25 protein-coding genes are annotated in these 23,388 nt (G+C 68.8%); 13 read left to right on the top strand and 12 right to left on the bottom strand.

The window, feature by feature from the left end; all coding sequences use genetic code 11:
* The first annotated feature begins 30 nt into the window (after positions 1-30).
* Positions 31-1,368 (top strand): N-succinylarginine dihydrolase, encoded by a 1,338-nt coding sequence (gene astB / locus HPA02_RS02335; protein WP_146801468.1) that lies wholly within the window; start codon positions 31-33, stop codon positions 1,366-1,368.
* A gap of 67 nt (positions 1,369-1,435) precedes the next feature.
* On the opposite strand, the gene HPA02_RS18180 is transcribed toward astB, so the two are convergent.
* A complete protein-coding gene (locus tag HPA02_RS18180; protein WP_186809907.1) occupies positions 1,436-1,588 on the bottom strand; it encodes a hypothetical protein in 153 nt (50 codons plus the stop codon).
* Positions 1,589-1,725: 137 nt separating this feature from the next.
* Here HPA02_RS18180 and HPA02_RS02340 point away from each other — a divergent pair, with 137 nt between their 5' ends.
* Positions 1,726-3,129, top strand: a complete 1,404-nt coding sequence (locus HPA02_RS02340; RefSeq protein WP_244945842.1) for a DNA recombination protein RmuC — start codon at positions 1,726-1,728, stop codon at positions 3,127-3,129.
* Positions 3,130-3,142: 13 nt separating this feature from the next.
* Here the strand turns inward: HPA02_RS02340 and kbl are convergent, their stop codons facing one another.
* Both kbl and tdh read right to left on the bottom strand, forming a co-directional pair.
* A complete protein-coding gene (kbl, locus tag HPA02_RS02345; RefSeq protein WP_146801469.1) occupies positions 3,143-4,333 on the bottom strand; it encodes a glycine C-acetyltransferase in 1,191 nt (396 codons plus the stop codon).
* Positions 4,334-4,512: 179 nt separating this feature from the next.
* Positions 4,513-5,538, bottom strand: a complete 1,026-nt coding sequence (gene tdh, locus HPA02_RS02350) for an L-threonine 3-dehydrogenase (protein WP_146801470.1) — start codon at positions 5,536-5,538, stop codon at positions 4,513-4,515.
* Positions 5,539-5,683: 145 nt separating this feature from the next.
* Between tdh and HPA02_RS02355 the strand changes: the two genes are divergently transcribed.
* Together HPA02_RS02355 and HPA02_RS02360 are read left to right on the top strand one after the other, a co-directional pair.
* Positions 5,684-6,286 (top strand): helix-turn-helix domain-containing protein, encoded by a 603-nt coding sequence (locus HPA02_RS02355; RefSeq protein WP_146801471.1) that lies wholly within the window; start codon positions 5,684-5,686, stop codon positions 6,284-6,286.
* Between the two features lie 27 nt (positions 6,287-6,313).
* A complete protein-coding gene (locus tag HPA02_RS02360; protein ID WP_146801472.1) occupies positions 6,314-7,051 on the top strand; it encodes a trimeric intracellular cation channel family protein in 738 nt (245 codons plus the stop codon).
* Between the two features lie 120 nt (positions 7,052-7,171).
* Here the strand turns inward: HPA02_RS02360 and nhaD are convergent, their stop codons facing one another.
* On the bottom strand, positions 7,172-8,638 hold the full coding sequence (nhaD, locus tag HPA02_RS02365) for a sodium:proton antiporter NhaD (RefSeq protein WP_146801473.1): 1,467 nt from the start codon (positions 8,636-8,638) through the stop codon (positions 7,172-7,174).
* Between the two features lie 200 nt (positions 8,639-8,838).
* Here nhaD and HPA02_RS02370 point away from each other — a divergent pair, with 200 nt between their 5' ends.
* Both HPA02_RS02370 and HPA02_RS02375 read left to right on the top strand, forming a co-directional pair.
* Positions 8,839-9,552 (top strand): DUF3581 domain-containing protein, encoded by a 714-nt coding sequence (locus HPA02_RS02370; RefSeq protein ID WP_146801474.1) that lies wholly within the window; start codon positions 8,839-8,841, stop codon positions 9,550-9,552.
* A 216-nt stretch (positions 9,553-9,768) separates the two neighbouring features.
* Positions 9,769-11,484 (top strand): formate--tetrahydrofolate ligase, encoded by a 1,716-nt coding sequence (locus tag HPA02_RS02375; protein WP_244945843.1) that lies wholly within the window; start codon positions 9,769-9,771, stop codon positions 11,482-11,484.
* Between the two features lie 79 nt (positions 11,485-11,563).
* Here the strand turns inward: HPA02_RS02375 and HPA02_RS02380 are convergent, their stop codons facing one another.
* The 4 genes from HPA02_RS02380 to HPA02_RS02395 form a co-directional block, all read right to left on the bottom strand.
* Entirely contained in the window at positions 11,564-12,250 is a 687-nt protein-coding gene (locus HPA02_RS02380; RefSeq protein WP_146801475.1) for an SH3 domain-containing protein, read from the bottom strand.
* Between the two features lie 76 nt (positions 12,251-12,326).
* Positions 12,327-13,193 carry a universal stress protein gene (locus tag HPA02_RS02385; RefSeq protein ID WP_146801476.1) on the bottom strand — a complete coding sequence of 289 codons (867 nt, stop codon included), beginning with the start codon at positions 13,191-13,193 and terminating at the stop codon, positions 12,327-12,329.
* 36 nt (positions 13,194-13,229) lie between these two features.
* A complete protein-coding gene (gene aspA / locus HPA02_RS02390) occupies positions 13,230-14,666 on the bottom strand; it encodes an aspartate ammonia-lyase (protein WP_146801477.1) in 1,437 nt (478 codons plus the stop codon).
* Between the two features lie 107 nt (positions 14,667-14,773).
* On the bottom strand, positions 14,774-15,967 hold the full coding sequence (locus tag HPA02_RS02395) for an MFS transporter (RefSeq protein ID WP_146801478.1): 1,194 nt from the start codon (positions 15,965-15,967) through the stop codon (positions 14,774-14,776).
* 133 nt (positions 15,968-16,100) lie between these two features.
* Here HPA02_RS02395 and HPA02_RS02400 point away from each other — a divergent pair, with 133 nt between their 5' ends.
* On the top strand, positions 16,101-17,072 hold the full coding sequence (locus HPA02_RS02400; RefSeq protein WP_146801479.1) for a magnesium transporter CorA family protein: 972 nt from the start codon (positions 16,101-16,103) through the stop codon (positions 17,070-17,072).
* A 62-nt stretch (positions 17,073-17,134) separates the two neighbouring features.
* Positions 17,135-17,581 carry a hypothetical protein gene (locus HPA02_RS02405; RefSeq protein WP_146801480.1) on the top strand — a complete coding sequence of 149 codons (447 nt, stop codon included), beginning with the start codon at positions 17,135-17,137 and terminating at the stop codon, positions 17,579-17,581.
* Positions 17,582-17,630: 49 nt separating this feature from the next.
* On the opposite strand, the gene HPA02_RS02410 is transcribed toward HPA02_RS02405, so the two are convergent.
* Positions 17,631-18,062: a YybH family protein gene (locus HPA02_RS02410; RefSeq protein WP_146801481.1), complete on the bottom strand. Its 432-nt coding sequence runs from the start codon at positions 18,060-18,062 to the stop codon at positions 17,631-17,633.
* A 227-nt stretch (positions 18,063-18,289) separates the two neighbouring features.
* Between HPA02_RS02410 and HPA02_RS02415 the strand changes: the two genes are divergently transcribed.
* The gene (locus tag HPA02_RS02415) at positions 18,290-18,874 is read left to right on the top strand and encodes an NnrU family protein (protein WP_146801482.1); all 585 of its coding nucleotides are present in this window, start codon (positions 18,290-18,292) and stop codon (positions 18,872-18,874) included.
* A gap of 5 nt (positions 18,875-18,879) precedes the next feature.
* On the opposite strand, the gene arfB is transcribed toward HPA02_RS02415, so the two are convergent.
* Both arfB and HPA02_RS02425 read right to left on the bottom strand, forming a co-directional pair.
* Entirely contained in the window at positions 18,880-19,293 is a 414-nt protein-coding gene (gene arfB, locus HPA02_RS02420; RefSeq protein ID WP_146801483.1) for an alternative ribosome rescue aminoacyl-tRNA hydrolase ArfB, read from the bottom strand.
* A gap of 7 nt (positions 19,294-19,300) precedes the next feature.
* Positions 19,301-19,516 (bottom strand): DUF3820 family protein, encoded by a 216-nt coding sequence (locus tag HPA02_RS02425; protein WP_146801484.1) that lies wholly within the window; start codon positions 19,514-19,516, stop codon positions 19,301-19,303.
* 150 nt (positions 19,517-19,666) lie between these two features.
* Here HPA02_RS02425 and rloA3 point away from each other — a divergent pair, with 150 nt between their 5' ends.
* Entirely contained in the window at positions 19,667-20,215 is a 549-nt protein-coding gene (rloA3, locus tag HPA02_RS02430; protein WP_146801485.1) for a retropepsin-like aspartic peptidase RloA3, read from the top strand.
* Positions 20,216-20,264: 49 nt separating this feature from the next.
* Here rloA3 and HPA02_RS02435 read toward each other — a convergent pair whose 3' ends face one another.
* On the bottom strand, positions 20,265-20,978 hold the full coding sequence (locus HPA02_RS02435; protein ID WP_146801486.1) for a 16S rRNA (uracil(1498)-N(3))-methyltransferase: 714 nt from the start codon (positions 20,976-20,978) through the stop codon (positions 20,265-20,267).
* 74 nt (positions 20,979-21,052) lie between these two features.
* On the opposite strand from HPA02_RS02435, the gene phaR reads away from it, so the two are divergent.
* The 3 genes from phaR (at position 21,053) to HPA02_RS02450 (ending at position 23,388) form a co-directional block, all read left to right on the top strand.
* Complete coding sequence (gene phaR / locus HPA02_RS02440; RefSeq protein ID WP_146801487.1) at positions 21,053-21,532, top strand: polyhydroxyalkanoate synthesis repressor PhaR; 480 nt, start codon at positions 21,053-21,055, stop codon at positions 21,530-21,532.
* Positions 21,533-21,608: 76 nt separating this feature from the next.
* Positions 21,609-22,904 carry a phosphoribosylamine--glycine ligase gene (gene purD, locus HPA02_RS02445; protein ID WP_146801488.1) on the top strand — a complete coding sequence of 432 codons (1,296 nt, stop codon included), beginning with the start codon at positions 21,609-21,611 and terminating at the stop codon, positions 22,902-22,904.
* A gap of 43 nt (positions 22,905-22,947) precedes the next feature.
* A complete protein-coding gene (locus HPA02_RS02450; protein WP_146801489.1) occupies positions 22,948-23,388 on the top strand; it encodes an acyl-CoA thioesterase in 441 nt (146 codons plus the stop codon).

Genomic DNA, 23,388 nt, shown 5'->3' on the forward strand with positions numbered 1-23,388 from the left:
GCCCACTCATCAGTCGCCGGGGGTGAGTCTATGAGCGTGCTCGAAGTCAATTTCGATGGCCTGGTGGGGCCGACCCACAACTACTCCGGGCTGGCCCATGGCAACGTGGCCTCCATGTCCCATGGCGGCCTGGTCTCCAATCCCCGGGAAGGGGCCCTCCAGGGGCTGGGCAAGATGAAGTCGCTGATGGACGCCGGCTACGCCCAGGGCGTGCTGCCGCCCCAGCAGCGTCCCGACCTGGGCGCCCTGCGCGCCCTGGGCTTCAGCGGCAGCACCCGCGAGGTGCTGGCCCGGGCCGCCAAGGAGGCGCCTCAGCTCTTGCGGGCGGTGTGCTCCGCTTCCAGCATGTGGACCGCCAATGCCGGCACCGTGACCCCCAGCGTCGACGCCCCGGACGGTCGGGTGCACTTCACCCCGGCCAACCTGCAGTCCAGCTTCCACCGCTACCTGGAGCCGGAGACCACCGGCCGGGTGCTGGCGGCGATCTTCAAGGACGAGGCGCACTTCGCCCACCACCCGGTGCTGCCGGCCACCCCGGCCTTCTCCGACGAGGGCGCGGCCAACCACACCCGCCTCGGCGCCAGCCATGGCGAGCCCGGGGTGCACCTCTTCGTCTACGGTCGTCGGGCCTTCGGCGAGGGCGTCGAGCCCAAGCGCTACCCGGCCCGCCAGACCCTGGAGGCGAGCCAGGCGGTGGCCCGTCAGCACGGCCTCGGCGAGGCCCAGACGGTGTTCGCCCAGCAGCACCCGGACGCCATCGATGCCGGCGTCTTCCATAACGACGTGATCGCGGTGGGCAATGGCCCGGTGCTGCTCTATCACGAGATGGCCTTCCTCGACGAGCAGGGCACCCTCGACGAGCTGCGCGCCAAGATGGCCACCCCGCTGATCCCGGTGCGGGTGCCCAAGGAGGCGGTGAGCATGGAGGACGCGGTGGCCTCCTACCTCTTCAACTCCCAGTTGCTCTCCAACCCGGACGGCTCCATGACCCTGGTGGTGCCCGGCGAGTGCCAGGACAACGAGGCGGTGTGGCGCACCATCCAGGACCTGCTGATCGCCGGCCCCAACCCGATCAACGAGGTGCTGGTCAAGGACGTCAAGCAGAGCATGCGCAACGGCGGCGGCCCCGCCTGCCTGCGCCTGCGGGTCGCCCTCTCCGCGGCGGAGCGCGCGGCCCTCAGCGGCCGGGTGCTGCTCGATGACGGCCTGCACGGCGACCTGACCGCCTGGGTCGAGCGCCACTACCGGGACCGCCTGGCCCCGGAGGACCTGGCCGACCCGCAGCTGGCCGAGGAGACCCTGACCGCCCTGGACGAGCTGACCCGACTGCTCGCCATCGGCAGCGTCTACCCCTTCCAGCAGGCCTGATCGCCCGCCGGTAAATGCCAAGGGCCCCGCCTCGAAGCACGAGGCGGGGCCCTTGGCGTTATGGGGATTAAAGCTCCCGGCGTTCCTGGCGGGTGGGGGGCTCATCGGAGTCCGGGGCGCCCCATTCGGTGTCGCGGCTGCCGTCGGGGTAGGTGTTGACCGTGCAGCCGGCGAGCCACAGGGCGCAGAGCAGGGCGAGGGCGGTAAGCAGGGGGCGCATAACGAGTCTCCTAGCCGGAAGGGGGTATTGGCTTGAGTATTGCAGTTCCGGGGCGGGAGGGCTTCAACGGCCAGCCATTCCCGAGCGGCGGCGCCTCGCCTACCATGGGGCGGGAACCCCACGATAAGGATGCTGCGATGATCTCCGACCCCCTGTTCTCGAGCCTCCTGGCGGGGCTCTTCGGGGCCCTGCTGGCGGCCGGCCTGGCCGGGGCGGTCGCGGCACGCCGCCTGGGCATGGCCCGGGAGGCGCTGGCGCGTCTCGAGGCGGAGCGGGATGCCGCCCGGGAGGCGCTGGCCGCGGCCCGCGAGGCCCAGCAGGGCCTCGAGACCCGCCTGGCCCGCGCCCAGCAGGGCGAGCAGGAACTGCGCCAGGAGCGCGAGCGCCTCACCGAGCACCTGGCCCTCAAGGAGCAGCACTTCCAGGAGCAGCTGGCCCTGCTCAGGGAGAGCCGCAGCCAGCTGACCCAGGAGTTCGAGGCCCTGGCCAACGAGGTGCTGGAGCGCAAGGGGCGTGCCTTCGGCGAGCTCTCCCAGCAGCGCATCCAGGGCCTGTTGCAGCCGCTGCACGGCGAGATGAAGGGCTTTCGCGACCAGGTGGCCAGCATCCAGCGCCAGGAGAGCGAGCAGCGTATCCAGCTACGCACCGAACTGCAGCAGCTGCAGGCCCTCAACCGCGAGATCACCGACCAGGCCCAACGCCTGACCCAGGCCCTCCAGGGCCAGAAGAAGGTGCAGGGCAACTGGGGTGAGCTGATGCTGGAAAACGTCCTCGACGGCTCCGGCCTGCGCCTGGGCAAGGACTATCGCCGCGAGGTGAGCATCGCCACCGAGGCGGGCCGGCGGCGCCCGGATGCCATCGTCTACCTGCCCCAGGGGCGCCACCTGGTGATCGATGCCAAGACCTCCCTGGTGGCCTATGTGCGCTACGTCAACGCCGAGGAGGAGGCGCAGCGCCAGGAGGCCCTGGCGGAGCACTGCCGGGCCATGGCGGCGCGCATCGATGAGCTGGCCGAGCGTCACTATTACGACCTGCCGGGGCTCAACTCCCCGGAGGTGGTGGTGATGTTCGTGCCGGTGGAGTCCGCCTACGTGGAGGCTCTCAAGGCCGACGAGACCCTCTTCCAGCGGGCCCTGGAGAAGAACGTCCTGGTGGCCACCCCCACCACCCTGCTGACCAGCCTGAATATCGTCCGCCAGCTATGGCGCTTCGAGGACCAGAGCCGGCACAGCGCCGAACTGGCCGGCCGCGCCGAGCGCTTCCATGCCAAGCTGCGCACCTTCCTGGTCAGCATGGAGGAGGTGGGGCGCAAGCTGGACGGCGCCCGCGGCAGCTACGACCAGGCCCTGGGGCAGCTGGTCAACGGCAAGGGCAACCTGGTCAAGCAGGCCGCCGACTTCGCCGAGCTGGGGGTGGCGGTCAAGCGCGAGCTGCCGGAGTCCCTGGTGGAGCGGGCCCGACTGGAGCTGGAGACGCCCCGCGGCGAGGCGGGGGCGGCTCCCGAAGCAAGCGAGGCCGGCCCGCTGCGCTGGGATTCCTAGCGTAGGTGAGTGGCTAGAGTCCCAGCCGTGCCTTGACCCGGCCGAAGGCCGCCAGGGCGGCCTCCAGGTCGTCCCGGGAGAGGGCGGCGGAGACCTGGGTGCGGATGCGCGCCTTGCCCTGGGGCACCACCGGGTAGGAGAAGGCCACCACATAGATGCCTTCTTCGAGCATCGCCTCGGCGAAGCGCGCCGCCCGGGCGGCGTCGTGGAGCATCACCGGCACGATGGGGTGCTCGCCGGGCAGCAGCTCGAAGCCGAGGGCCTCGAGGCCGGCGCGGAAGAAACGGGTGTTCTCCGCCAGGCGATCCCGCAGCTCGCTGGACTCGCTGACCAGCGCCAGGGCCTCGAGGGCCCCGGCCACCACCGGCGGCGCCACGGTGTTGGAGAAGAGGTAGGGGCGCGAGCGCTGGCGCAGCAGTTCCACCACCTCCCGGCGGCCGCTGGTGTAGCCGCCGCTGGCGCCGCCCAGGGCCTTGCCCAGGGTGCCGGTGATGATGTCGACCCGATCCATGCAGCCCCGGTACTCGTGGGTGCCGCGCCCGCCGGCGCCGAGGAAACCGGTGGCGTGGCAGTCGTCGAAGTGCACCAGGGCGCCGTAGCGTTCGGCCAGGTCGCAGATCTCGTCGAGGCGGGCGATATAGCCGTCCATGGAGAAGACGCCGTCGCTGCTGATCAGCTTGAAGCGGGCACCGCGGCGATCGGCCTCCTGGAGCTGGGCCTCGAGGTCGGCCATGTCGTTGTTGCGGTAGCGATAGCGGCTGGCCTTGCACAGGCGGATGCCGTCGATGATGCTGGCGTGGTTGAGCTCATCGGAGATCACCGCGTCCTCGGGGCCCAGCAGGGTCTCGAAGAGGCCGCCGTTGGCGTCGAAGCAGGAGGGGTAGAGGATGGTCTCCTCGGTGCCGAGAAACTCGCTGAGCTTGGCTTCCAGCCGCTTGTGCAGGCTCTGGGTGCCACAGATAAAGCGCACCGAGGCGAGGCCATAGCCCCACTCATCGAGGCCGGCCCGGGCGGCGGCGGTGACTTGCGGGTGCTGGGCCAGGCCCAGGTAGTTGTTGGCGCAGAGGTTGAGCACCTCGCGGCCCGAGTCGAGGCCCACATGGGCGCCCTGGGGGGTGGTGATCAGGCGTTCGTGCTTGGTCAGGCCGGCGGCCTCGATGGCCTCGAGCTGCTGGCGCAGGTGCTGGCGGAAATCGCCGTACATAGCCCTATCTCCCTGTTATTGGAAAAACCGCATGATGGGGAAGGCGGCAAAACTCTGGTGAGGGACGCCGGGGGAGGGCAGAGCGAAGCGTCTTTTTCAGGGACGAAAAAGTCGAGCGCCCAGGGACGGGTTTACCGCGTCTTCGCGAGCCCTCTCCCGGAGAGTCCCTCCCAACTCGGCTACTCCCAGTTCAGCACCACCTTGCCCGCGGAGCCGTCGAGCATGGCGTCGAAGCCCTGCTGGAACTCCCGGTAGGGCAGGCGGTGGGTGATCACCGGGGAGATATCCAGCCCCGACTCGATCATCACCGACATCTTGTACCAGGTCTCGTACATCTCCCGGCCATAGATGCCCTTGATGGTCAGCATATTGAAGATCACCGTATGCCAGTCGATGGCCATGGCCTCGCTGGGAATGCCCAGCATGGCCACCTTGCCGCCGTGGCAGAGGTTGGCCAGCAGGTCGCGGAAGGCCTCGGGGCTGCCGCTCATCTCCAGGCCCACGTCGAAGCCCTCGGCCATGCCCAGGTCGCGCTGCACCTCGGCGAGGGTCTCTTTGCGCACGTCCACGGTGCGGGTGGCACCGAGGCGCCGGGCCAGGGCCAGGCGCTCCGGGTTGAGGTCGGTGACCACCACATGACGGGCGCCGGCATGGCGGCAGACCGCCGCGGCCATGGCGCCGATGGGGCCGGCCCCGGTGATCAGCACGTCCTCGCCCAGTAGCTCGAACTGCAGGGCGGTGTGCACGGCGTTGCCGAAGGGGTCGAAGAGCGCCGCCACGTCCAGGTCGATGCCCGGGCGATGCTCCCAGACATTGGACATGGGCAGGGCCAGGTATTCGGCGAAGGCGCCGGGGCGATTGACGCCGATGCCGCTGGTATGGGCGCACAGGTGGCGGCGCCCGGCCAGGCAGTTACGGCAGCGCCCACACACCACATGACCTTCGCCGGAGACCAGCTGGCCCGGCTTGAAGTCGTTGACGTTGGAGCCTACCTCGACGATCTCGCCGACGAACTCGTGGCCCACCACCATGGGGGTGGGAATGGTCTGCCGGGCCCAGGCGTCCCACTGGTAGATATGCAGATCGGTGCCACAGATGGCGGTGCGCTTGACGCGGATCAGCACGTCATTGATGCCCACCTGGGGCTCGGGAACCTCTTCCAGCCAGAGGCCGGGTGCGGCCTCTCGATTGACCAGTGCCTTCATGGTGTCTCCTTGGGCAGGTGATTTCCCTGGCATTCCCGATCCGGGGGTTTAAGATACGGGAATAAATTCCAGTATTGCAGACGAATTCCATGATGCAAGAAATTATTCCAGTATTTTGCGCATTGCGCTCCATGGAGGACGCCCGATGACCGCCACGTCGCCTCCCGCATCGCGCCCGGGCGAGCGCTCCGGCGACCTGGGCAGCCAGGTGCTCTCGGGCCGGGTGATCGAGCTGCGCAAGAAGCGCGGCCTGACCCTGGACCAACTGGCGGCGGCCTCCGGGGTCAGCCGCTCCATGCTCAGCCAGATCGAGCGCGGCCGCGCCAATCCCACCCTGGCAGTGACCCTGCGCATCGCCCAGGCCTTCGGCCTGAGCATCGGCGAACTGGTCGACCAACCCTGGACCGCCTCGCGCATCGAGGTGGTGCGCAGCGACGACGCCAACCAGCTGTTCCGCGACGATCGGGAGTGCCGCATCCGTACTCTCTCGCCGCTGCATATGGAGAAGTCGGTGGAGTTCTACGAGATCCGTCTCTCGCCGGGGGCCCGGCTCTCCAGCGCGCCTCACTTCGAGGGCACCCGGGAACTGCTCAGCGTCACCCAGGGGCGGGCGCGGATACAGGCCGGAGACAACGTCAGCCTGCTGGGCCCCGGTGACTCGGCGCACTATCACGCCGACCTCGACCACACTATCGAGAATAGCGGAGACCAGGAGCTGGTGTGTTTCCTGGTGGTGACCTATCAGTAGCCGTCGCGGGCAAGGGAGGAGGGCACGGTGACCGGTTGGATCTATTGGCTGGACATGGCCGGGGTGATCGTCTTCGCCCTGACCGGGGTGATTCTCGCCTGCCGCTCGCGGATGGACCCCTTCGGCATGCTGGTCCTGGCGGCGGTGACCGGCATCGGCGGTGGCACCCTGCGCGACCTGGTGTTGGGGGTGCGGCCGGTGTTCTGGGTGGAGGACCCCACCTACCTGTGGGTGATCCTCGCCACGGTGGCGCTGTCGATCCTCGGCTTTCGCTATATCCACCGCCTGACCCGCACCTTCCTGCCGGTCACCGACGCCTTCGGCCTGGCGCTGTTCACGGTGCTCGGCGCCCACAAGGCGTTGCTCCTGGAGGCCCCGGGCATCGTGGCGGTGCTGATGGGGATGATGACCGGGGTGGCCGGGGGCATGATCCGCGATGTGCTGGCGCGGCGGGTGCCCATGGTGCTGCGCCAGGAGGTCTATGCCACCGCGGCGATCCTCGGCGGCAGCGCCTATGTGCTGCTCCATGGCCTGGGAGTGGCCCAGTGGCTCGGCGTGAGCCTGGCCATCGCCCTGACCCTGGGGCTGCGCCTGGCGGCCATCTACTGGCGGCTGTCGCTGCCGACCTTCGCCTGGGTGGTCACCGTGCCCAACGCGCCGCCCGGCGACCCGGCTCTGCCTCCCGGCGAGACGCCGCCGCGCAAGCGCGCCAAGGCCCGGGTCAAACTGATCCGGCCCGGCCACTCCCGACGCGGTCGTCGTTAGGCCAGGGCCCCGATGGGTCGCCGGGGCAAGCCGGCTTATCCGGTTCGACCCCGGGCACTCCCGACGCGGTCGTCGCTAGGCCGGGGCCCGATGGCGCGCCGGGAACGGTGTCTCCGCGACTCAGTGGCCGTTATAGAGGCTGAAGCTGGCGTCGTTGAGCCACAGGTGGAGCAGGATGCTGGCCACATAGCCGAGCAGGATGATCGGCGACCAGCGCAGGTGCCCCATAAAGGTGTAGGAGCCGCGGGCCTGACCCATCACCGCGACCCCGGCGGCGGAGCCCACCGACAGCAGGCTGCCGCCGACCCCGGCGGTCAGGGTGATCAGCAGCCAGTGGCCGTGTGACATCTCCGGCTCCATGGTCAGCACCGCGAACATCACCGGGATATTGTCGATCACCGCCGACATCAGGCCCAGGGCGATATTCGCCCAGGTGGCATCCCACTGGGTATAGAGCAGCTCGGAGAGCAGGCTCAGGTAGCCCATGAAGCCCAGGCCGCCGACGCACATCACCACCCCGTAGAAGAACAGCAGGGTATCCCACTCGGCGCGGGCGATACGGTTGAAGACATCGAAGGGCACCACGCTGCCCAGGCGCTCCAGGGCGCGCTGGTCGCCCCGGCGCACGGCGATATCGCGCTTGCGGGCCAGGGAACGGCCGAGGGTACGGCGCAGGTAATAGCCGAAGAACTGCAGGTAGCCCAGGCCGGTCATCATGCCCAGCACCGGCGGCAGATGCAGCAGGGTATGGCAGGCCACGGCGCTGGCCACGGTGAGCAGGAAGAGGGCGATGATGCGCCGCGCGCCGCGCTTGAGCTCGATATGCTCGTCGTGGGGGGCGGGGTGGTGCTTCTTGACGAAGAAGCTCATGGCCACCGCCGGCACCAGGTAGTTGACCAGCGACGGCAGCAGCAGGTCGAAGAACTCGTAGAACTTGACCATGCCCGCCTGCCACACCATCAGCGTGGTGATATCGCCGAAGGGGCTGAAGGCGCCGCCGGCATTGGCCGCCACCACGATATTTACGCAGCACAGGTTGATAAAGCGGTGGTCGCCCTCCGCCACCTTGGTGACCACGGCACACATCAGCAGCGCCGTGGTCAGGTTATCGGCGATGGGCGAGATCACGAAGGCCAGGGAGCCGGTGATCCAGAACAGGCTGCGGTAGCTGAAGCCGCGCTCCAGCATCCAGGCGCGCAGGGCATCGAAGACCCGGCGTTCGTCCATGGCGTTGATATAGGTCATCGCCACCAGCAGGAAGAGCATCAGCTCGGTGAACTCCAGCAGGGTATGGCGGAAGGCATCCTCCGCCGCCTGGGGCTGGCCGGCCTGCACATAGACCCAGCCCACCAGGGCCCAGATGATGCCCGCCGCCACCAGCACCGGCTTGGACTTGCGCATCTTGAGGAACTCCTCGCCCATCACCAGCAGGTAGGCGAGCACGAAGAACACCAGGGCCATGCCGCCGACCATGGAGTTGGTGAGATCCAGGGGGCCGGCGGCGGCCAGGGCCAGGGGGCTGGCCAGCAAGGCCAGTGCCCCCAGCGTCAGGCCGAGGGCAGGACGGGGAGAGAAAGCGAGTCGCATGGGTGAATTTATCCTTATTAGGCGCAGTAAATAGAGTCTTGCGATGCTAGCATGTTGCGCCCTGTCAAGGGCTTGGCACTTGGTCGGTAATCGCGGCTTTTCCGGCCATGCACGACGCGCCGCCCTGTGTTACAAACGAGGCTTCGGGCCGCCGCGGCGGCTGGAGTGTGGCGAGAGCCGATCGATTAGGCAGAGTTGACATGTTTCTTGATGAGTTTCATTCGGTCAGGGATGGCCGGATCTGCATTTCCGCCGACCAGGCCAGCCACTTCGCCAAGGGGGTGGCCGGGGACTACAACCCCATTCATAACCCGGACGCCCGGCGTTTCTGCGTGCCGGGGGATCTGCTCTTCGCCCTGGTACTGATGCGCTTCGGCCTCTCCCAGCGCATGGTCTTCCACTTCCGCAGCATGGTGGGGGCCGGCGTCCCCCTGGCCCTTAGCCTCGATGCCGATGGCCTGATTCGCGTCACCGACGAGGCCGGCAAGCTCTACCTGGAGGTGGAGCGCGATGGCGAGATCACCCATGACGAGGCGGTGATCGAGGCCTTTACCCGGCGCTATGTGGCCTTCTCCGGCAAGAACTTCCCCCATTATCTGAAGCCGCTGATGGAGGCCCAGGGGGTGATGTTCAATCCCCAGCGTCCCCTGGTGATCTACGACAGCATGGGGTTCGAACTGGAGCGCCTGGACGTGCGCGAACCGTCCCTGGCACTCTCCGATTCGTCCCTGGAGGTGAACGGCAAGCGCGGCGATGTGCGCCTGGAGTTCGCCCTGAGTGGCGCCGATGGGCCCCTGGGGCGCGGTTCCAAGAAGCTGGTGGTCAGCGGCCTGCGCGATTACGACGCCGAGGCCATGGAGGCCATCGTGGCGGAGTTCTATCGCTTGAAGGGTGCCTACGAAGGGGTGGCTTGACCCCCGGATGTCGGAGACGGAGACCAGGGTGGCGGAGTTCTACCTGCTGCTCGAGGGCGCCTACGAGGGCGCCGCCTGATCCTGTCCGAGGCGTGCGACGTCGCCCAGGGATAGCCCATTGTCGCGACCGTGAAGGCGGAGCCTGGCCGGCTGGCACAGGCTTAGGGAAAGCCCCGCGGTGGGCATGGCGCCCATCGCCCGAGCGCAGGAGTGGCGATGATGACGACTCCCCATGGGCTGGCCCTGGCGGCGGCCCCGGACGACAGCGACCTGGCCATCGCCCGGGCGACCCCCTTGCGCCCCATCCTGCCCCTGGCCGAGCAGCGCCTGGGGCTCGCCGCCGAGGCGCTGATTCCGTACGGTCACCAGATCGCCAAGCTTAGCCATGCCACCCTGGCCAGCCTCGGCGAGCGGCCCCCCGGGCGATTGGTGCTGGTCAGCGCCATGAGCCCCACCCCCGCCGGCGAAGGCAAGACCACCACCAGCGTCGGGCTCTGCGATGCCCTCAATCGGCGTGGCGTCAGCACCGCGGTGTGCCTGCGCGAGCCCTCCCTGGGCCCCTGCTTCGGTCTCAAGGGCGGTGCCGCCGGCGGCGGACGGGCCCAGGTGGGCCCCATGGAGGCGATCAACCTCCACTTCACCGGCGACTTCCACGCCATCACCGCCGCCCATAACCTGCTCGCCGCGCTGCTCGACAACCACCTCTACTGGGGCAATGCCCTGGCCATCGACCCCGAACGGGTGGTGTGGACGCGGGTGCTGGACATGAACGATCGGGCCCTGCGCCGGATCGAGATCGCTCGCGGCACCGACCCCCGGGCGGTGCCCAGGGAGACTGGCTTCGAGATCACCGCCGCCTCCGAGGTGATGGCGATCCTCTGCCTGGCGGAGGACCTCGACGACCTGGAACGACGCCTGGGGCGCATCGTGGTGGCCTGGCGGCGCGACGATACCCCGGTGACCGCCGCCGACCTGGAGGCCCAGGGGGCCATGGCGGTGCTGCTCAAGGATGCCCTCCAGCCTAATCTGGTGCAGACCCTGGAGCATAACCCGGCCTTCGTCCACGGCGGCCCCTTCGGCAATATCGCCCATGGCTGCAACTCCCTGGCGGCGACCCGGGCGGCCCTGGCGCTCTCCGAGGTGGTGATCACCGAGGCAGGCTTCGGCGCCGACCTGGGCGCCGAGAAGTTTATCGATATCAAGGGGCGTCAGGCGGGGCTCTACCCGGATGCCGCCGTGCTGGTGGCCACCCTACGGGCGCTGAAGTACCACGGCGGTGCCTCCCGGGAGGCCCTGGGCGAGCCCGATGTCGCGGCCCTGGAGGCCGGCCTGGCCAACCTCGATCGACACCTTTCCATCCTGAGACGCTTCGGCCTGGAGCCGGTGGTGGCGCTGAATGTCTTCGCCGGAGACAGCGCCGCGGAGCTGGCCCGGGTAGAGGCCCATGGTCGGGACCTGGGGGCGACGGTGGTGACCTGTCGCCACTGGGCCGAGGGCGGTGCCGGTGCCGAGGCCCTGGCCGCCGAGGTGGTCTCCCGGCTGCAGGGCGAGGCGCCGAGGGTGGTACCCCTCTACGGCGATGACCTGCCCCTGGCGGAGAAACTCGAGTGCATCGCCCGGGAGCTGTATGGCGCCGTGGGCATCGACCTGAGCCCCGCCGCTCGGGAGCAGCTGGCCCGCTTCACCGCGGCGGGCCATGGCCACTTGCCGGTGTGCATCGCCAAGACCCCCTTCAGCTTCAGCGACGACCCCCGGCGCCTGGGCGCCCCCGAGGGGCATCGCCTGACCGTTCGCGAGGCTCGCCTCAGTGCCGGGGCCGGTTTCGTGGTAGCGCTGTGTGGCGAGATCATGACCCTGCCGGGGCTGCCCCGGGAGCCGGCGGCTCAGGGCATGGGGTTGGATGCCTGGGGAGAAATCTCTGGGCTGTGCTAGTCGCTTGGCCCCCGGATCGAGGCGGAGAGCCGCGGAGCGAGCGCGGCGTGGATCGGCTCGGCTCGGCTCGGCGGGAACGTTACCCCCCCAGTACGATGGCATCGGGAATCTCATAGCGGTCGTTATCGAGATAGATCACGGTGGTATCTCCCTCGCGCTCGGCGCGAAATTCCGGGTGATAGACTTGGCTAGTGGCGGTGCCAATGGCTCGCCCCATGCGGAAGTAGATGCCCTGCGAGCGACCATCCAGTGTCTCCACTACCACGGTGGTATAGCCGCCACCACTGCGTGCGACGCCAAACGCGCACCAGTCGCCAGGGGCACCGGCCCGATGGCAGCGCAGGCGGCCGGTGGCATCGAAGTCGCCGTTGCCGGCCCGCTGTGCCGAGTCATCGGGGCCCCGGGAGATGGCGCCATGAGGGGCGCGGGCCGGTTGCAAGAACTCGGCCGCCACATAGCCTCTTGGGCCGCCACCGAGCGCCTGAACGTCGCACCAGGCACGGCCCTCGGCCGCTAGGCAGCCCAGGTTGTCGAGCAGGGTGTTCGGTGCATAACGAGCCAGGATGGTCGCCGTCGTGCTGGGGCTCGCCCTAAGGTTCAGACTCCCCGTCAGGGTGGCCACCCGCCAGTTGCGTGGCCCTCCCTCCTCGGGAGCGGGGGGTACCTCGCGTGAGGCGCTGTCGTTGGTTGCAGGCAGGGTGGCGGCCTGGGCGAAGGTGCCGTTCAGGATGAACAATAAGGCGAGGGCAGGAAGCACGTGTGTCATGGGAGCTCCTTGATCGGGTCGGGGGACTTCGGAACTAGGCACCGGGTACCTTGCGACCTGCTGCGGGGCGAATGGTTTAGTTCCGGTGGGTGACCACCAGCACCGGGCAGGGCGCCTCGGCGATCAGGCGCCGACTGACGCTGCCCAGTAGCCGTTCCCGCCACTGCCCCAGGCCGCGGCGTCCCATCACCACCAGGGGGCGGCCACCGCGGCGGCGGATCTCGGTGAGCAGGCCCCGCGCCGGCGAGGCGTCCACCAGTGAGCGGGTCTCGACGTCGAGCGAGTCGGCGAAGTGGCGGCGGGCCCGGGCGAAGCGCCAGTCGCCGTCGCCGTCGCCGTCGTGCGATCCGCTGGCGCAGTGCAGCAGGGTCACCGGCAGGCCGCCGCTGGCCGCCAGGTCGGCGGCCAGCCGTGCGGCCCGGTCGCTATGGGAGGAACCGTCCAGCGGCAGCAGCAGGCGGTCGATACCCGCCACCGGGGGCTGGTCGGCGCGGACCACCGCCACGGGGCAGGTCGCCTTGTGCAGCAGGGTGTCGCCGAGGCCGGCCAGCAGATGGCCGGGTGCGCCGGGTAGCCCCACCACCAGCAGGGCGTGGTCATAGTGGCGCAGGTGCGCCAGCAGGTCCCGGGCCAGGTGATGCACCAGGTCGCGCTCGCGCAGGGTGATCTCCTCCAGGGGGGCCGAGAAGTCTTCGCCCAGGGCCTCCCGGGCATGGCGAAAGGCCGCTGCCTCGCCGCTGTTCAGCGCCTGGTGATCGTGATCCGCCTCGCCGAGCCGATTGGCGGGGATATCGCTCAGCTCGGCGGGGTAGAGGGGGCGCACATGGGTCAGCTCCAGGGTGGCCCGCCAGCGCGTCGCCAGTTCCCCGGCCAGCCGCACCGCGGCACGGCTGGTGGGGCTGGCGTCCACGGGCACCAGGATCCGCCGAATCGCCTCGCCCATTTCTTCCCCTCCCGACGACACTCCGCTGGGAATAGCCTAGCTCAGCGGCACCAGGCGCGGGGCGATCATATGTTCCGGGCGCAGGATATCGTCCAGGGTGGCGTCGTCGAGCAGTTGCTCCTCGCGCACCAGCTCCAGCACCCCGCGGCCGGAGGCCAGCGCCTCGCGGGCGATGCGGGTAGCGTTCTCGTAGCCGATATAAGGGTTCAGGGCGGTGACCAGGCCGATGGAGTTCTCGACCAGCTCCCGGCAGCGTTGCTCGTTGGCGGTGATGCCCACCACGCAGTGCTCGCGCAGCATGTCCATGGCCCGGGTCAGCAGGCGGATGGAGTCGAAGATCTTGTAGGCGATCAGCGGCTCCATGACGTTGAGCTGCAGCTGGCCACCCTCCGCCGCCATGGTCAGCGCCAGGTCGTTGCCGATCACCTCGAAGGCGACCTGGTTGACCGCCTCGGGAATCACCGGATTGACCTTGCCCGGCATGATCGAGCTACCCGGCTGGCGCGGCGGCAGGTTGATCTCGTTGAAGCCGGTACGCGGGCCGCTGGAGAGCAGGCGCAGGTCATTGCAGATCTTCGACAGCTTCACCGCCAGGCGCTTGAGCATGCCGGAGAAGAGCACGAAGGCACCCATGTCGGAGGTGGCCTCGATCAGGTCCTGGGCCGGTACCAGCGGATGGCCGCTGATCGATGCCAGGCGTTCTACCGCCAGGCGCTGGTAGCGCGGGTCGGCGTTGATGCCGGTGCCGATGGCGGTGCCGCCCAGGTTGACCTCGCAGAGCAGCGCCGGCACCTGCTTGGTGAGGTGGCCCAGGTCCTCGCCCAGGGTATTGGCGAAGGCGTGGAACTCCTGCCCCAGGGTCATGGGCACCGCGTCCTGGAGTTGGGTGCGGCCCATCTTCAGCACCTCGGCGAACTCCTTGCCCTTGGTGGAGAAGGCCAGGCACAGCTTCTCCAGGCTGGCCAGTAGGGAGTCGTGGCCCAGCAGCAGGCCCAGGCGGATCGCCGTGGGGTAGGCGTCGTTGGTGGACTGGGCCATGTTGACGTCGTTATTGGGGTGCAGGTGGCGGTAGTCGCCCTTGGCGTGGCCGAGGTATTCCAGGCCCAGGTTGGCGATCACCTCGTTGGCGTTCATGTTGGTGGAGGTGCCGGCGCCGCCCTGGATCATGTCCACCACGAACTGGTCATGCTGCTCGCCGTCGATCACCCGCCGGCAGGCGTGGTCGATGGCCTCGAAGCGGGTCTTGTCCAGGTGGCCGAGACGCTGGTTGGCGCCGGCGGCGGCCTGCTTGACCATGGCCAGGGCGATCACCAGCTTGGGGTAGTGCGAGAGCGGCACGCCGCTGAGGTGGAAGTTGTTCACCGCACGCAGGGTCTGGATGCCGTAGTAGGCCTCGGCCGGCACCTCCAGGCTGCCCAGCAGGTCGCGTTCTTCACGGGTGGCGGGGGAAACGGCGGGGGCGACTTCACTCATCTTCGACTCTCGGCAAGGTCAGGGGTTGAATGGCGCTCACGCTACCGAGTCGCCCGGTCGCTGACCAATGCCGTTGTCTTGGGAGTCATGCCGCCCCGGAATCATGTCTAGCGGGCATGGGGCATGTCGTGGTCGCCTCGCGTCCGGGTGAGGCGCCGAAGGATGGCGACGCCCAGCAACAGCAGCCCCATCAGCGTCGCCAGCAGCCAAGGGAAGGCGGCGGTGCCGGCACGCTCCAGCAGCGGCCCGGCGAGGGAGGGCACCAGCATGGCGCCCAGGCCGCTGGCCAGGAAGATCAGGCCGGTGCGCTTGCCGCTCATGGTCATCAGCCGATTGCACAGTCCGAACAGGGTGGGGAAGATCGCCGAGGCGGCCAGGCCATAGCCCAGAGCGATCGGCCACAGCGGCAGCCAGGGCATGGCCAGGGCGCTGGCCAGCCCCAGCCCCAAACAGCCTAGCAGCAGCCACCAGGGGGAGATCAGGCGCAGCAGCGGGATCGCCAGCAGGCGGCCCGCCGAGAGCGCCAGCCAGAACAGGGTGACCAGCAGGGCGGCGCTCTCCCGGGGCTCGCCCTGGAGGACCGCGTAGGCGGTGATCCAGCCGGCGAAGGTGATCTCGGCGCCCACATAGAGGGAGAAGAGCAGCATCAGGGTGCCCAGCAGGCCGGCATCGCCACGCCGTGGACGGGCCGTCGTCGCATCGCCGGGGGCCGCTTCGGGGGAGGCCTCGGGGGGCCGAGGCGTCGGGTCGCGGCGTAGCCAGGCCAGCAGGGTCAGGGCGTAGAGTCCCACCCCCCAGAAGGCCCACTCGAAGCGGCCGCTCCACTGCAGGGCCGCCACCAGGACCAGGGGAGCGAGCATATTGCCGAGGGCGAAGCAGAAGTGTAGGGCGCTGATATAGGGCCCCGCGGCCTGGCGGTAGGTCCATAGCAGCAGGGTGTTGCTGCCGGCATTGATCGCCACCTCGGCGAAACCCATGACGAAGATCACCCCGATCAGCACCGCCAGGGAGGGGCTCAGCGGCGCCAGAGTCAACGCCAGGACCATCAGCACCACCATCAGCATCAGCACCGGGTGGCCGGGCAGGCGATCCACCAGCACACCGACGCTCACCGAGCCGAGCATATTGCCCAGGGCCCGGGCGGTGAACAGCAGGGCGATCTGGCTCATGCCGGCGCCGGTCAGCTCCGCCAGGTGCGGCAGAGCGGGTCCCAGCAGGCCGCCGGTCAGGCCGATGGCGACGAAGGCCAGGAAATAGGTGAGGGTGACGCGGCGCCGATAGGCGTTCTCAAACAGCGGCATGGGGCTTCCCCGGACGGACGAAGCGCCCCATGCTGCCGCAAGCGCGAAGAAAAGTCCTGTGCCCAGAGGATGTGGATGCATTCGCCCCCGGCATGGCTTATGGTTCGTGGCGAACCCAGTGCCGGGAGGCGCCATGATACGAGGCCTGTTGATAACCGCCGACGGCGAGGTGACACACGGCGGCGAGGAGCTGATCGCCCGTTGGCGAAGCGATGACGACAGCCGCTTGTGGCTCGATCTCCAGGGCGAGCCGCAGCCCCGGGAGCGGGCCCTGCTGGAGGACTTCGGCTGCCACCCCCTGGCCATCGAGGATGCCCATCGGGAGCGTCACCCCCCCAAGATCGAGGAGTTCGAGAGCCATACCCTGATCCTCTATCGCGGCATCGCCTCCTTCGATGCCGAGCTCAACTACGTGCCCCAGCAGGTCGCCTTCTTTATCGGCGAGCGCTATCTGATCAGCCTGCATCCGGGGATCGCCCTGAGCCTCGACCGGCTCTTCGACAATGGCGAGGGGCAGCGCCTGCTGGCGCGTTCCCCGGAGTTCGTGGCCCTTAGGGCGATGTATTTCTCGGCGGGCTTCTATCTGGATAGCCTGCTGGAGTTCGAGGAGGTGCTCAGCGACCTGGAGGATGGCCTGCTCGAGGGCGGCGACGATGCCCTGATGCGCCAGTTGATCGCCTATCGTTCCAAGCTGGTCAAGATGCGTCGCGTCTTCAACTATCACGTCGGCATCACCCAGGAGCTGACCGCCTACGACTACCGCCATCTGCCGCGGGAGTTGGACGAGACCCTGCATGCCATCAATGACGTTCACGAGCGCTTCGAGCGCCTCTATAGCCTGACCCAGATGTATTACGAGATCTGCGGCGACCTGGTGGATGGCTATATTTCCCTCTCCTCCCACCAGCTCAACAACACCATGCGCATCCTCACGGTGATCACCGCCATCTTCGTGCCCCTGACCTTCCTGGCCGGCATCTACGGGATGAACTTCGCGTATATCCCTGAACTCGGTTATCGCTACGCCTATTTCATCCTGCTCGGCGTGATGCTGCTGATTGCCGTCGGCTTGGTGTGGCTGTTCCGCCGCTGGCGCTGGATATAACGGCGTTTGGTCCCGCGGCGCACTATGCTGGGGGGAACCCAATCAGCCAAGGGAGGTTTGCCATGTCGATTGCCAGCCTGTGTCGAGGGGCGCTGCTCGGCGTCCTGTGCCTGCCCGCCGTGGCTCTGGCCAGCGAGGGGCATGACCTGGTCTTCCAGGGCGATGCCAGCTTCCAGGGGCCCCATGGGGGCCAGGCCATCGCCGTGGCCCTGGTGGAGGCCGAGAGCGGCGAGGTGCTGGCGCGCCAGGAGGGTCGCGTCGCCGGCGAGGGCGAAACGGCCTTCGCCTTCGAGTTCCCCGGCGCGCTGATGCCGGAGACCGCCTATGAGGTCCACTACTGGATCGACTCCAACTTCGGGGGCGGCGGCGAGGGCGTCTGCGACGCCATGAGTCAGGACCACCAGTGGCGGGTGGCCCTGGACCCCGCGATGGGGGACCTGACCCATACCGAGACGCATGACCCGGCCCGGCTGGGCGAGGTCTGCGACAGCTTTATGATGGAGGGGTGAGCCGCGGCACGCCATCCGAGCCCCGGGCCAGGTCCCGGGGCTCGGCGCGTCAGGGCACCAGGTCGAGGAGGGCGCGGCCGCTGCGAGGGTCGAAGGGCGCCGAATGGTGCTCGTGGACCAGCTTCCACTCACCCTCGATACGCCTGAGTCCGCCGCTCATGCGCGGCCAGCCGGCATCCTTGGCATCGCCGCCGCAACGGATCAGGGCATGGCAGAAGGCCACCTGATCCTCGGCATAAATGACCTCCTCGTGAAGCTCGAAGATCATCTCGGCCGGGCACTGCGCCAGGCAGCTCGCCCAGTGTTCGCGGTAGGCCTCCCGTCCCTTGAACTGCAGTTGGGCGATGGCATCGAAGGCGACGATTTCGGCGGCATAGTGGGCGGTGATGGCATCGATGTCCTTGGCGCGCACCGCCGCCGCCCAGTCGTCCAGTAACTCCATGACCGCGGTTTCGGCGGACAGGCCGGTATGTGTGCTCATCGGGGGCTCTCCTCGAGATGACGGGCTTTTAGTGTGGCAGCCGTGCCTCGGTGGCGGGGCGATCAGATCGACATCGAGGCGTCTTCCCGCGGCGGGCGCGGCGCTGGCGGATATGGCATGCTGGTCCCGCGGACGGGCCAGGGCACAGGGCCGGCCGCCAACCCTTCGTGCGACACGTCGTGCGACACGTCGTGTGACCCTATCGTGACCCGGCAAGGAGCTACCCCATGAGCGTGATGATTCTCGGCCTCGTGATCTTCCTCGGCGTGCATTCCGTGCGCATCGTCGCCGATGACTGGCGGCGGGCCCAGATCGCCCGCGTCGGCGAGCTGGCCTGGAAGGGCGGCTATTCGCTGGTCTCGCTGGTGGGGCTGGCGCTGGCCATCTGGGGCTTCGGGCAGATGCGCCTCGATCCCGCCGTCGTCTGGTTTCCGCCCCTGGGGCTGCGCCACGCCGTGGCGCTGCTGATGCTGCCCGCCATGATCCTGCTGGTGGCGGCCTATGTGCCGGGCAATGCCATCCGCGCCCGGCTCGGCCACCCCATGCTGCTGGCGGTGAAGCTCTGGGCCTTCGCCCACCTGCTGGCCAATGGGCGCCTGGGGGATATCGTCTTCTTCGGGGCCTTCCTGGCCTGGGCCATCGTCGCCTTCGCCGCGGCCCGGCGTCGCGACCGGGCCGCCGGGCTCGCCGCGCCGGCCTCGCGGCTGCCGGCGACCCTGGTGACCCTGGCGATCGGTCTGGTCGCCTACTACCTCTTCGCCATGCATCTGCATGGGTGGATCATCGGGGTACCGGCCATCGCCATGGGCTGATCGGCCTATAGCTTGACCTTGCCGCGCAGCGCCTTGGTCTTGCCCTTCTGGGTCTTCTTGTCGACCCGGCGCCGCTGGGAGCCCTTGGTGGGGCGGGTGGGCTTGCGGCTCTTCTGGGTCTTCACCGCCTCGAGGATCAGCGCCCTGAGGCGGCGCAGGGCGTCTTCCTTGTTGAGCTCCAGGGTGCGGTGGCTCTGCGCCTTGATGACGATCACCCCCTCCTTGCTGATGCGCTGGTCGGAGAGCGCCATCAGCCGTTCCTTGTAGAAGGGTGGCAGGCTGGAGCGGGGAATATCGAAACGCAGGTGCACCGCCGAGGCGACCTTGTTGACGTTCTGGCCACCGGCGCCCTGGGCGCGGATCTGGGTGATCTCGATCTCCCAGTCGGCCAGGGAGACGTTATTGGAGAGTCTCAGCATGGGCGCCTCAGTGCCCCCGGCGCAGGGGCGCCAGCAGGTCGTTCAGGCCGTTGTGGTCGATCTCGTGCATCAGCTGCAGCAGGCGTCCCAGTTCGCTCTTCGGGAAACCCTCCCGGGCGAACCAGGCCAGGTAGGGGCCGGGCAGGTCGGCGATCACGCGGCCGGCATACTTGCCGAAGGGCATCTTCAGGGTGACCAGCCGCTCGAGGTCTTGCGGATTCACGACGGACTCCTCGCGAGGATGGGCGACCTACTCTACGGGCTCCCGGCCGATCCGGCCAGCCGTCCCTGGTCGCTCAGGGCGCGGGGGACTCGACCGCGGGCCCGAAGATTGGGCATGCTGGTGGCCTGTCTCTGCAGAGGAATGGGAGCGATGACGCGATGGAAAGGATGGGCCGGCGGCTGGGGGCTGCTGTTGGCAGGGCTGGCGTCGGCGCCGACGCTGGCAGACGAGGCACCGGTATTCGGCTGGGTGGAGAAGGCGTCCCTGGAACCCTGGGGCATCGAGGTCAAGGCCAAGCTGGACAGCGGCGCCCTGACCTCATCGCTGGATGCCCGGGACATCGAACGCTTTACTCGGGACGGTGAGCGCTGGGTGCGCTTTCGTCTCGACCTGGAGGACGAGGCCACCGGCGAGGTGATCAGCGAGACCCTGGAGCTGCCCCGTTATCGCCGGGTGCGGCTGCGCGGCGCCGGCGGCGAGGACTCGCGGCCGGTGGTGTTGATGGACATCTGCCTCGGCGGCACCATCTACGAGGAGCAGTTCAGCCTGCGCGACCGGGGCGACATGCTCTATCCATTGCTGCTGGGGCGACGCACCATCGGCCACCTGGGGCTGCTGGACGTCACCGAGACCTTCCTCACCGACCCCGAGTGCGACGCGGACTCGCCGCGGGTGCCCCACGACCCCGACGAGGAGTGACCCAGGGCCGGGCCAGCCATAAGGGAGGCCCGCGTCGCCGAGGATCGCATCAGCCCAGCCGGGCCAGCAGTGCCACCACCGCGGTCTCGACCCGCAGGATGCGCTCGCCCAGGTGAATGCCCTCGCAGCCGGCGGCCTGCAGCTGCTCCACCTCGTAGGGAATCAGCCCCCCCTCCGGGCCCACCACCAGCAGGGCCGGTTCGGTGAGGCCCCGGGGGCAGGCCTGCTCCATGCCGGGGTGGGCCACCAGGCCGCGGCGGGCCGCGAGGCGCCCCGGCAGCAGGTCCTCCACGAAGGGCTTGAAGCGGGTTGCCAGTTCGATCTCCGGCAGCCGGGTATCCCGGGCCTGTTCCAGGCCCAGGATCAGGTGTTCATGGATCTTCTCCGGGCGCAGTTCCGGCGACTGCCAGTAGCTCTTCTCCACCCGCCGGGTATGCAGCAGGGTCAGCCGCTTCACCCCCAGGGCGGTGACATGCTCCAGGCTGCGGGCCAGCATGCGCGGCCGCGGCAGGGCCAGTACCAGCTCGATATCCAAGGCCGGTGGCGGGGCCTGGTCGAGGGTGTCGACCTCGAAGCGGGCCTCCTCAGCTTCCAGGCTCAACAACCGGCCGCGGCCGATGCCGCCGCCCAGCACCCCCAGGGTCAGCTCGTCGCCGGGGGCGGCGCGATGCACCTCCTTGAGGTGGCGCAGGCGTCGCGGGTCGCGGACCCGGGCCAGGTGGGGGGCATGGAGGTCTTCCGGGGCGAGGAGGATCAGGTTCATCGGGGGCTCGTCAATTGGCGTCCTGGGGTGGCGCGGTGCACAATACCTGCAAAGCCGACCACAGGAGCCGTGCCGTGCGCGTGATTCGCAAGTATGCCAACCGTCGCCTCTATGATACCGAACAGAGTCGCTATGTGACCCTCGAGGATCTGCGTCAGTTGGTGATCGACGAGGTGCCCTTCCGGGTCGAGGACGCCAAGAGCGGCGAGGACCTGACCCGCACCATCCTGCTCTCGATCATCATCGAGCAGGAGCAGGCCGACGGCGACGCCGAGGTCTTCTCCAACGACCTGCTGGCGCAGCTGATCCGGGTCTACGACATGGCCCAGCCGCTGCCCCTGGCCCGCTACCTGGAGCAGGGCACCCGGCTGATGCTCGAGCAGCAGAAGCAGATGCAGGATCAGTGGCAGCAGGCCATGCGCCACTCGCCCATGGAGGTGATGCGCGAGCTGGCCGAGGAGAACATGCGCTTCTGGCAGCAGACCTTCGGCGGCATGGGCCGCGCCCCCGGCGACAAGGGCGGCGACAAGGACAAGGACGGCGACAAGGAATAACCCGCCGACGACCGGGCGCCTTTCTGGCATAATGCCGAGCCCCAAGCAGCGATTTCCCCGATAGCAAGGTACTCCCATGAAGGTTCTGATCATCGGCGGCGGCGGCCGCGAGCATGCCCTGGCCTGGAAGGTCGCCCAATCCTCCCAGGTGAACGAGGTCTTCGTCGCCCCGGGTAACGCCGGCACCGCCGGCGAGGCCAAGCTCACCAATGTGGCCATCGCCGCCGATGCCCTGGAGGAGCTGGAGGCCTTCGCCCGCCGTGAGGCCATCGACCTGACCATCGTCGGCCCCGAGGCGCCGCTGGTGGAGGGCGTGGTGGACCGCTTCCGTGACGCCGGCCTGGCGATCTTCGGGCCCACCGCCGGCGCCGCCCAGTTGGAGGGCTCCAAGTCCTTCACCAAGGACTTCCTGGCGCGTCATGCCATCCCCACCGCCGACTACCAGACCTTTACCGCCGTGGAGCCGGCCCTGGCCTACCTGGCCGAGAAGGGCGCGCCGATCGTCATCAAGGCCGACGGCCTGGCCGCCGGCAAGGGCGTGATCGTCGCCATGACGCAGCAAGAGGCCGAGGCGGCGGTGCGCGATATGCTCGAGGCCAATGCCTTCGGCGATGCCGGCGCCCGGGTGGTGATCGAGGAGTTCCTGGAGGGCGAGGAGGCCAGCTTTATCGTCATGGTGGATGGCGAGACCATCCTGCCCATGGCCACCAGCCAGGACCACAAGCGGGTCGGCGAGGGCGACAGCGGCCCCAACACCGGCGGCATGGGCGCCTACTCCCCGGCGCCGGTGGTCGACGACACCATCTTCGAGCGCATCATGGCGCGGGTGATTCGCCCCACCGTGGCCGGCATGGCCGCCGAGGGCCACCCCTACACCGGCTTCCTCTACGCCGGCCTGATGATCGACGCCGATGGCAACCCCAAGGTCATCGAGTACAACTGCCGCTTCGGCGACCCGGAGACCCAGCCGATCATGCTGCGCCTGCGCTCCGACCTGGCCGAGCTGTGCCTGGCCGGCGCCCGGGGCGAGCTGGCCGGCAAGGCCTGCGACTGGGACCCGCGCGCCGCCGTGGGCGTGGTGCTGGCCGCCGAGGGCTACCCCGACAGCTACCGCAAGGGCGATCCCATCGAGGGCCTGGCCGAGGCCGAGGCCACCGGCTGCAAGGTGTTCCACGCCGGCACTCGCCACGACGACCAGGGTCGCGTAGTCACCAGTGGTGGCCGGGTGCTCTGCGTCACCGCCCTCGGCGAGGGCGTCTCCGCCGCCCAGGCCCTGGCCTATCGGGGCGTCGAGGCGATCCGCTGGCAGGGCGTCTTCTGTCGCCGCGATATCGCCCATCGGGCCATCGCCCGGGAGCAGGCCCAGGGCTGATTCCCCGCTCCGACCCAACAATAACCACGAGGGAGCCGCCACCATGGAACGTGTTCGCCTGGAATTTCCCGCCGAGGCCTGGACGCATCGCCACCCGCTGGCGGTGCGTATCACCGACATGAACTATGGCCGCCATCTGGGTCATGACGCCTTGGTATCGTTGCTCCACGAGGCGCGTACCCAGGCCTTCGCGGCCCTCGAGGTGGCGGAGTGGGATATCCACGGCCACCCCAGCGTGGTGGCCGACCTGGCCATCCAGTACCAGGCCGAGGCCCGCTGGCCCGAGCTCCTGGAGGTCCAGACCGCCCTGCCGGTGCCCGATGGCAAGGCCCTGGTGGCCTTCCAGCGGGTGGTGCGCCCCGCCGACGGGGTGCAGGTCGCCCTGGCGCGGCTCAATCTGCTGCTGCTCGATCCCGCCAGCGGCCGTCCGGTGGCGGTGCCCGAGGCGCTGCGTGAGCGCCTGACGCGTCGAGAGGGGGGCTAG

Source organism: Bisbaumannia pacifica, from assembly GCF_007989625.1.
Lineage (GTDB): Bacteria > Pseudomonadota > Gammaproteobacteria > Pseudomonadales > Halomonadaceae > Bisbaumannia > Bisbaumannia pacifica.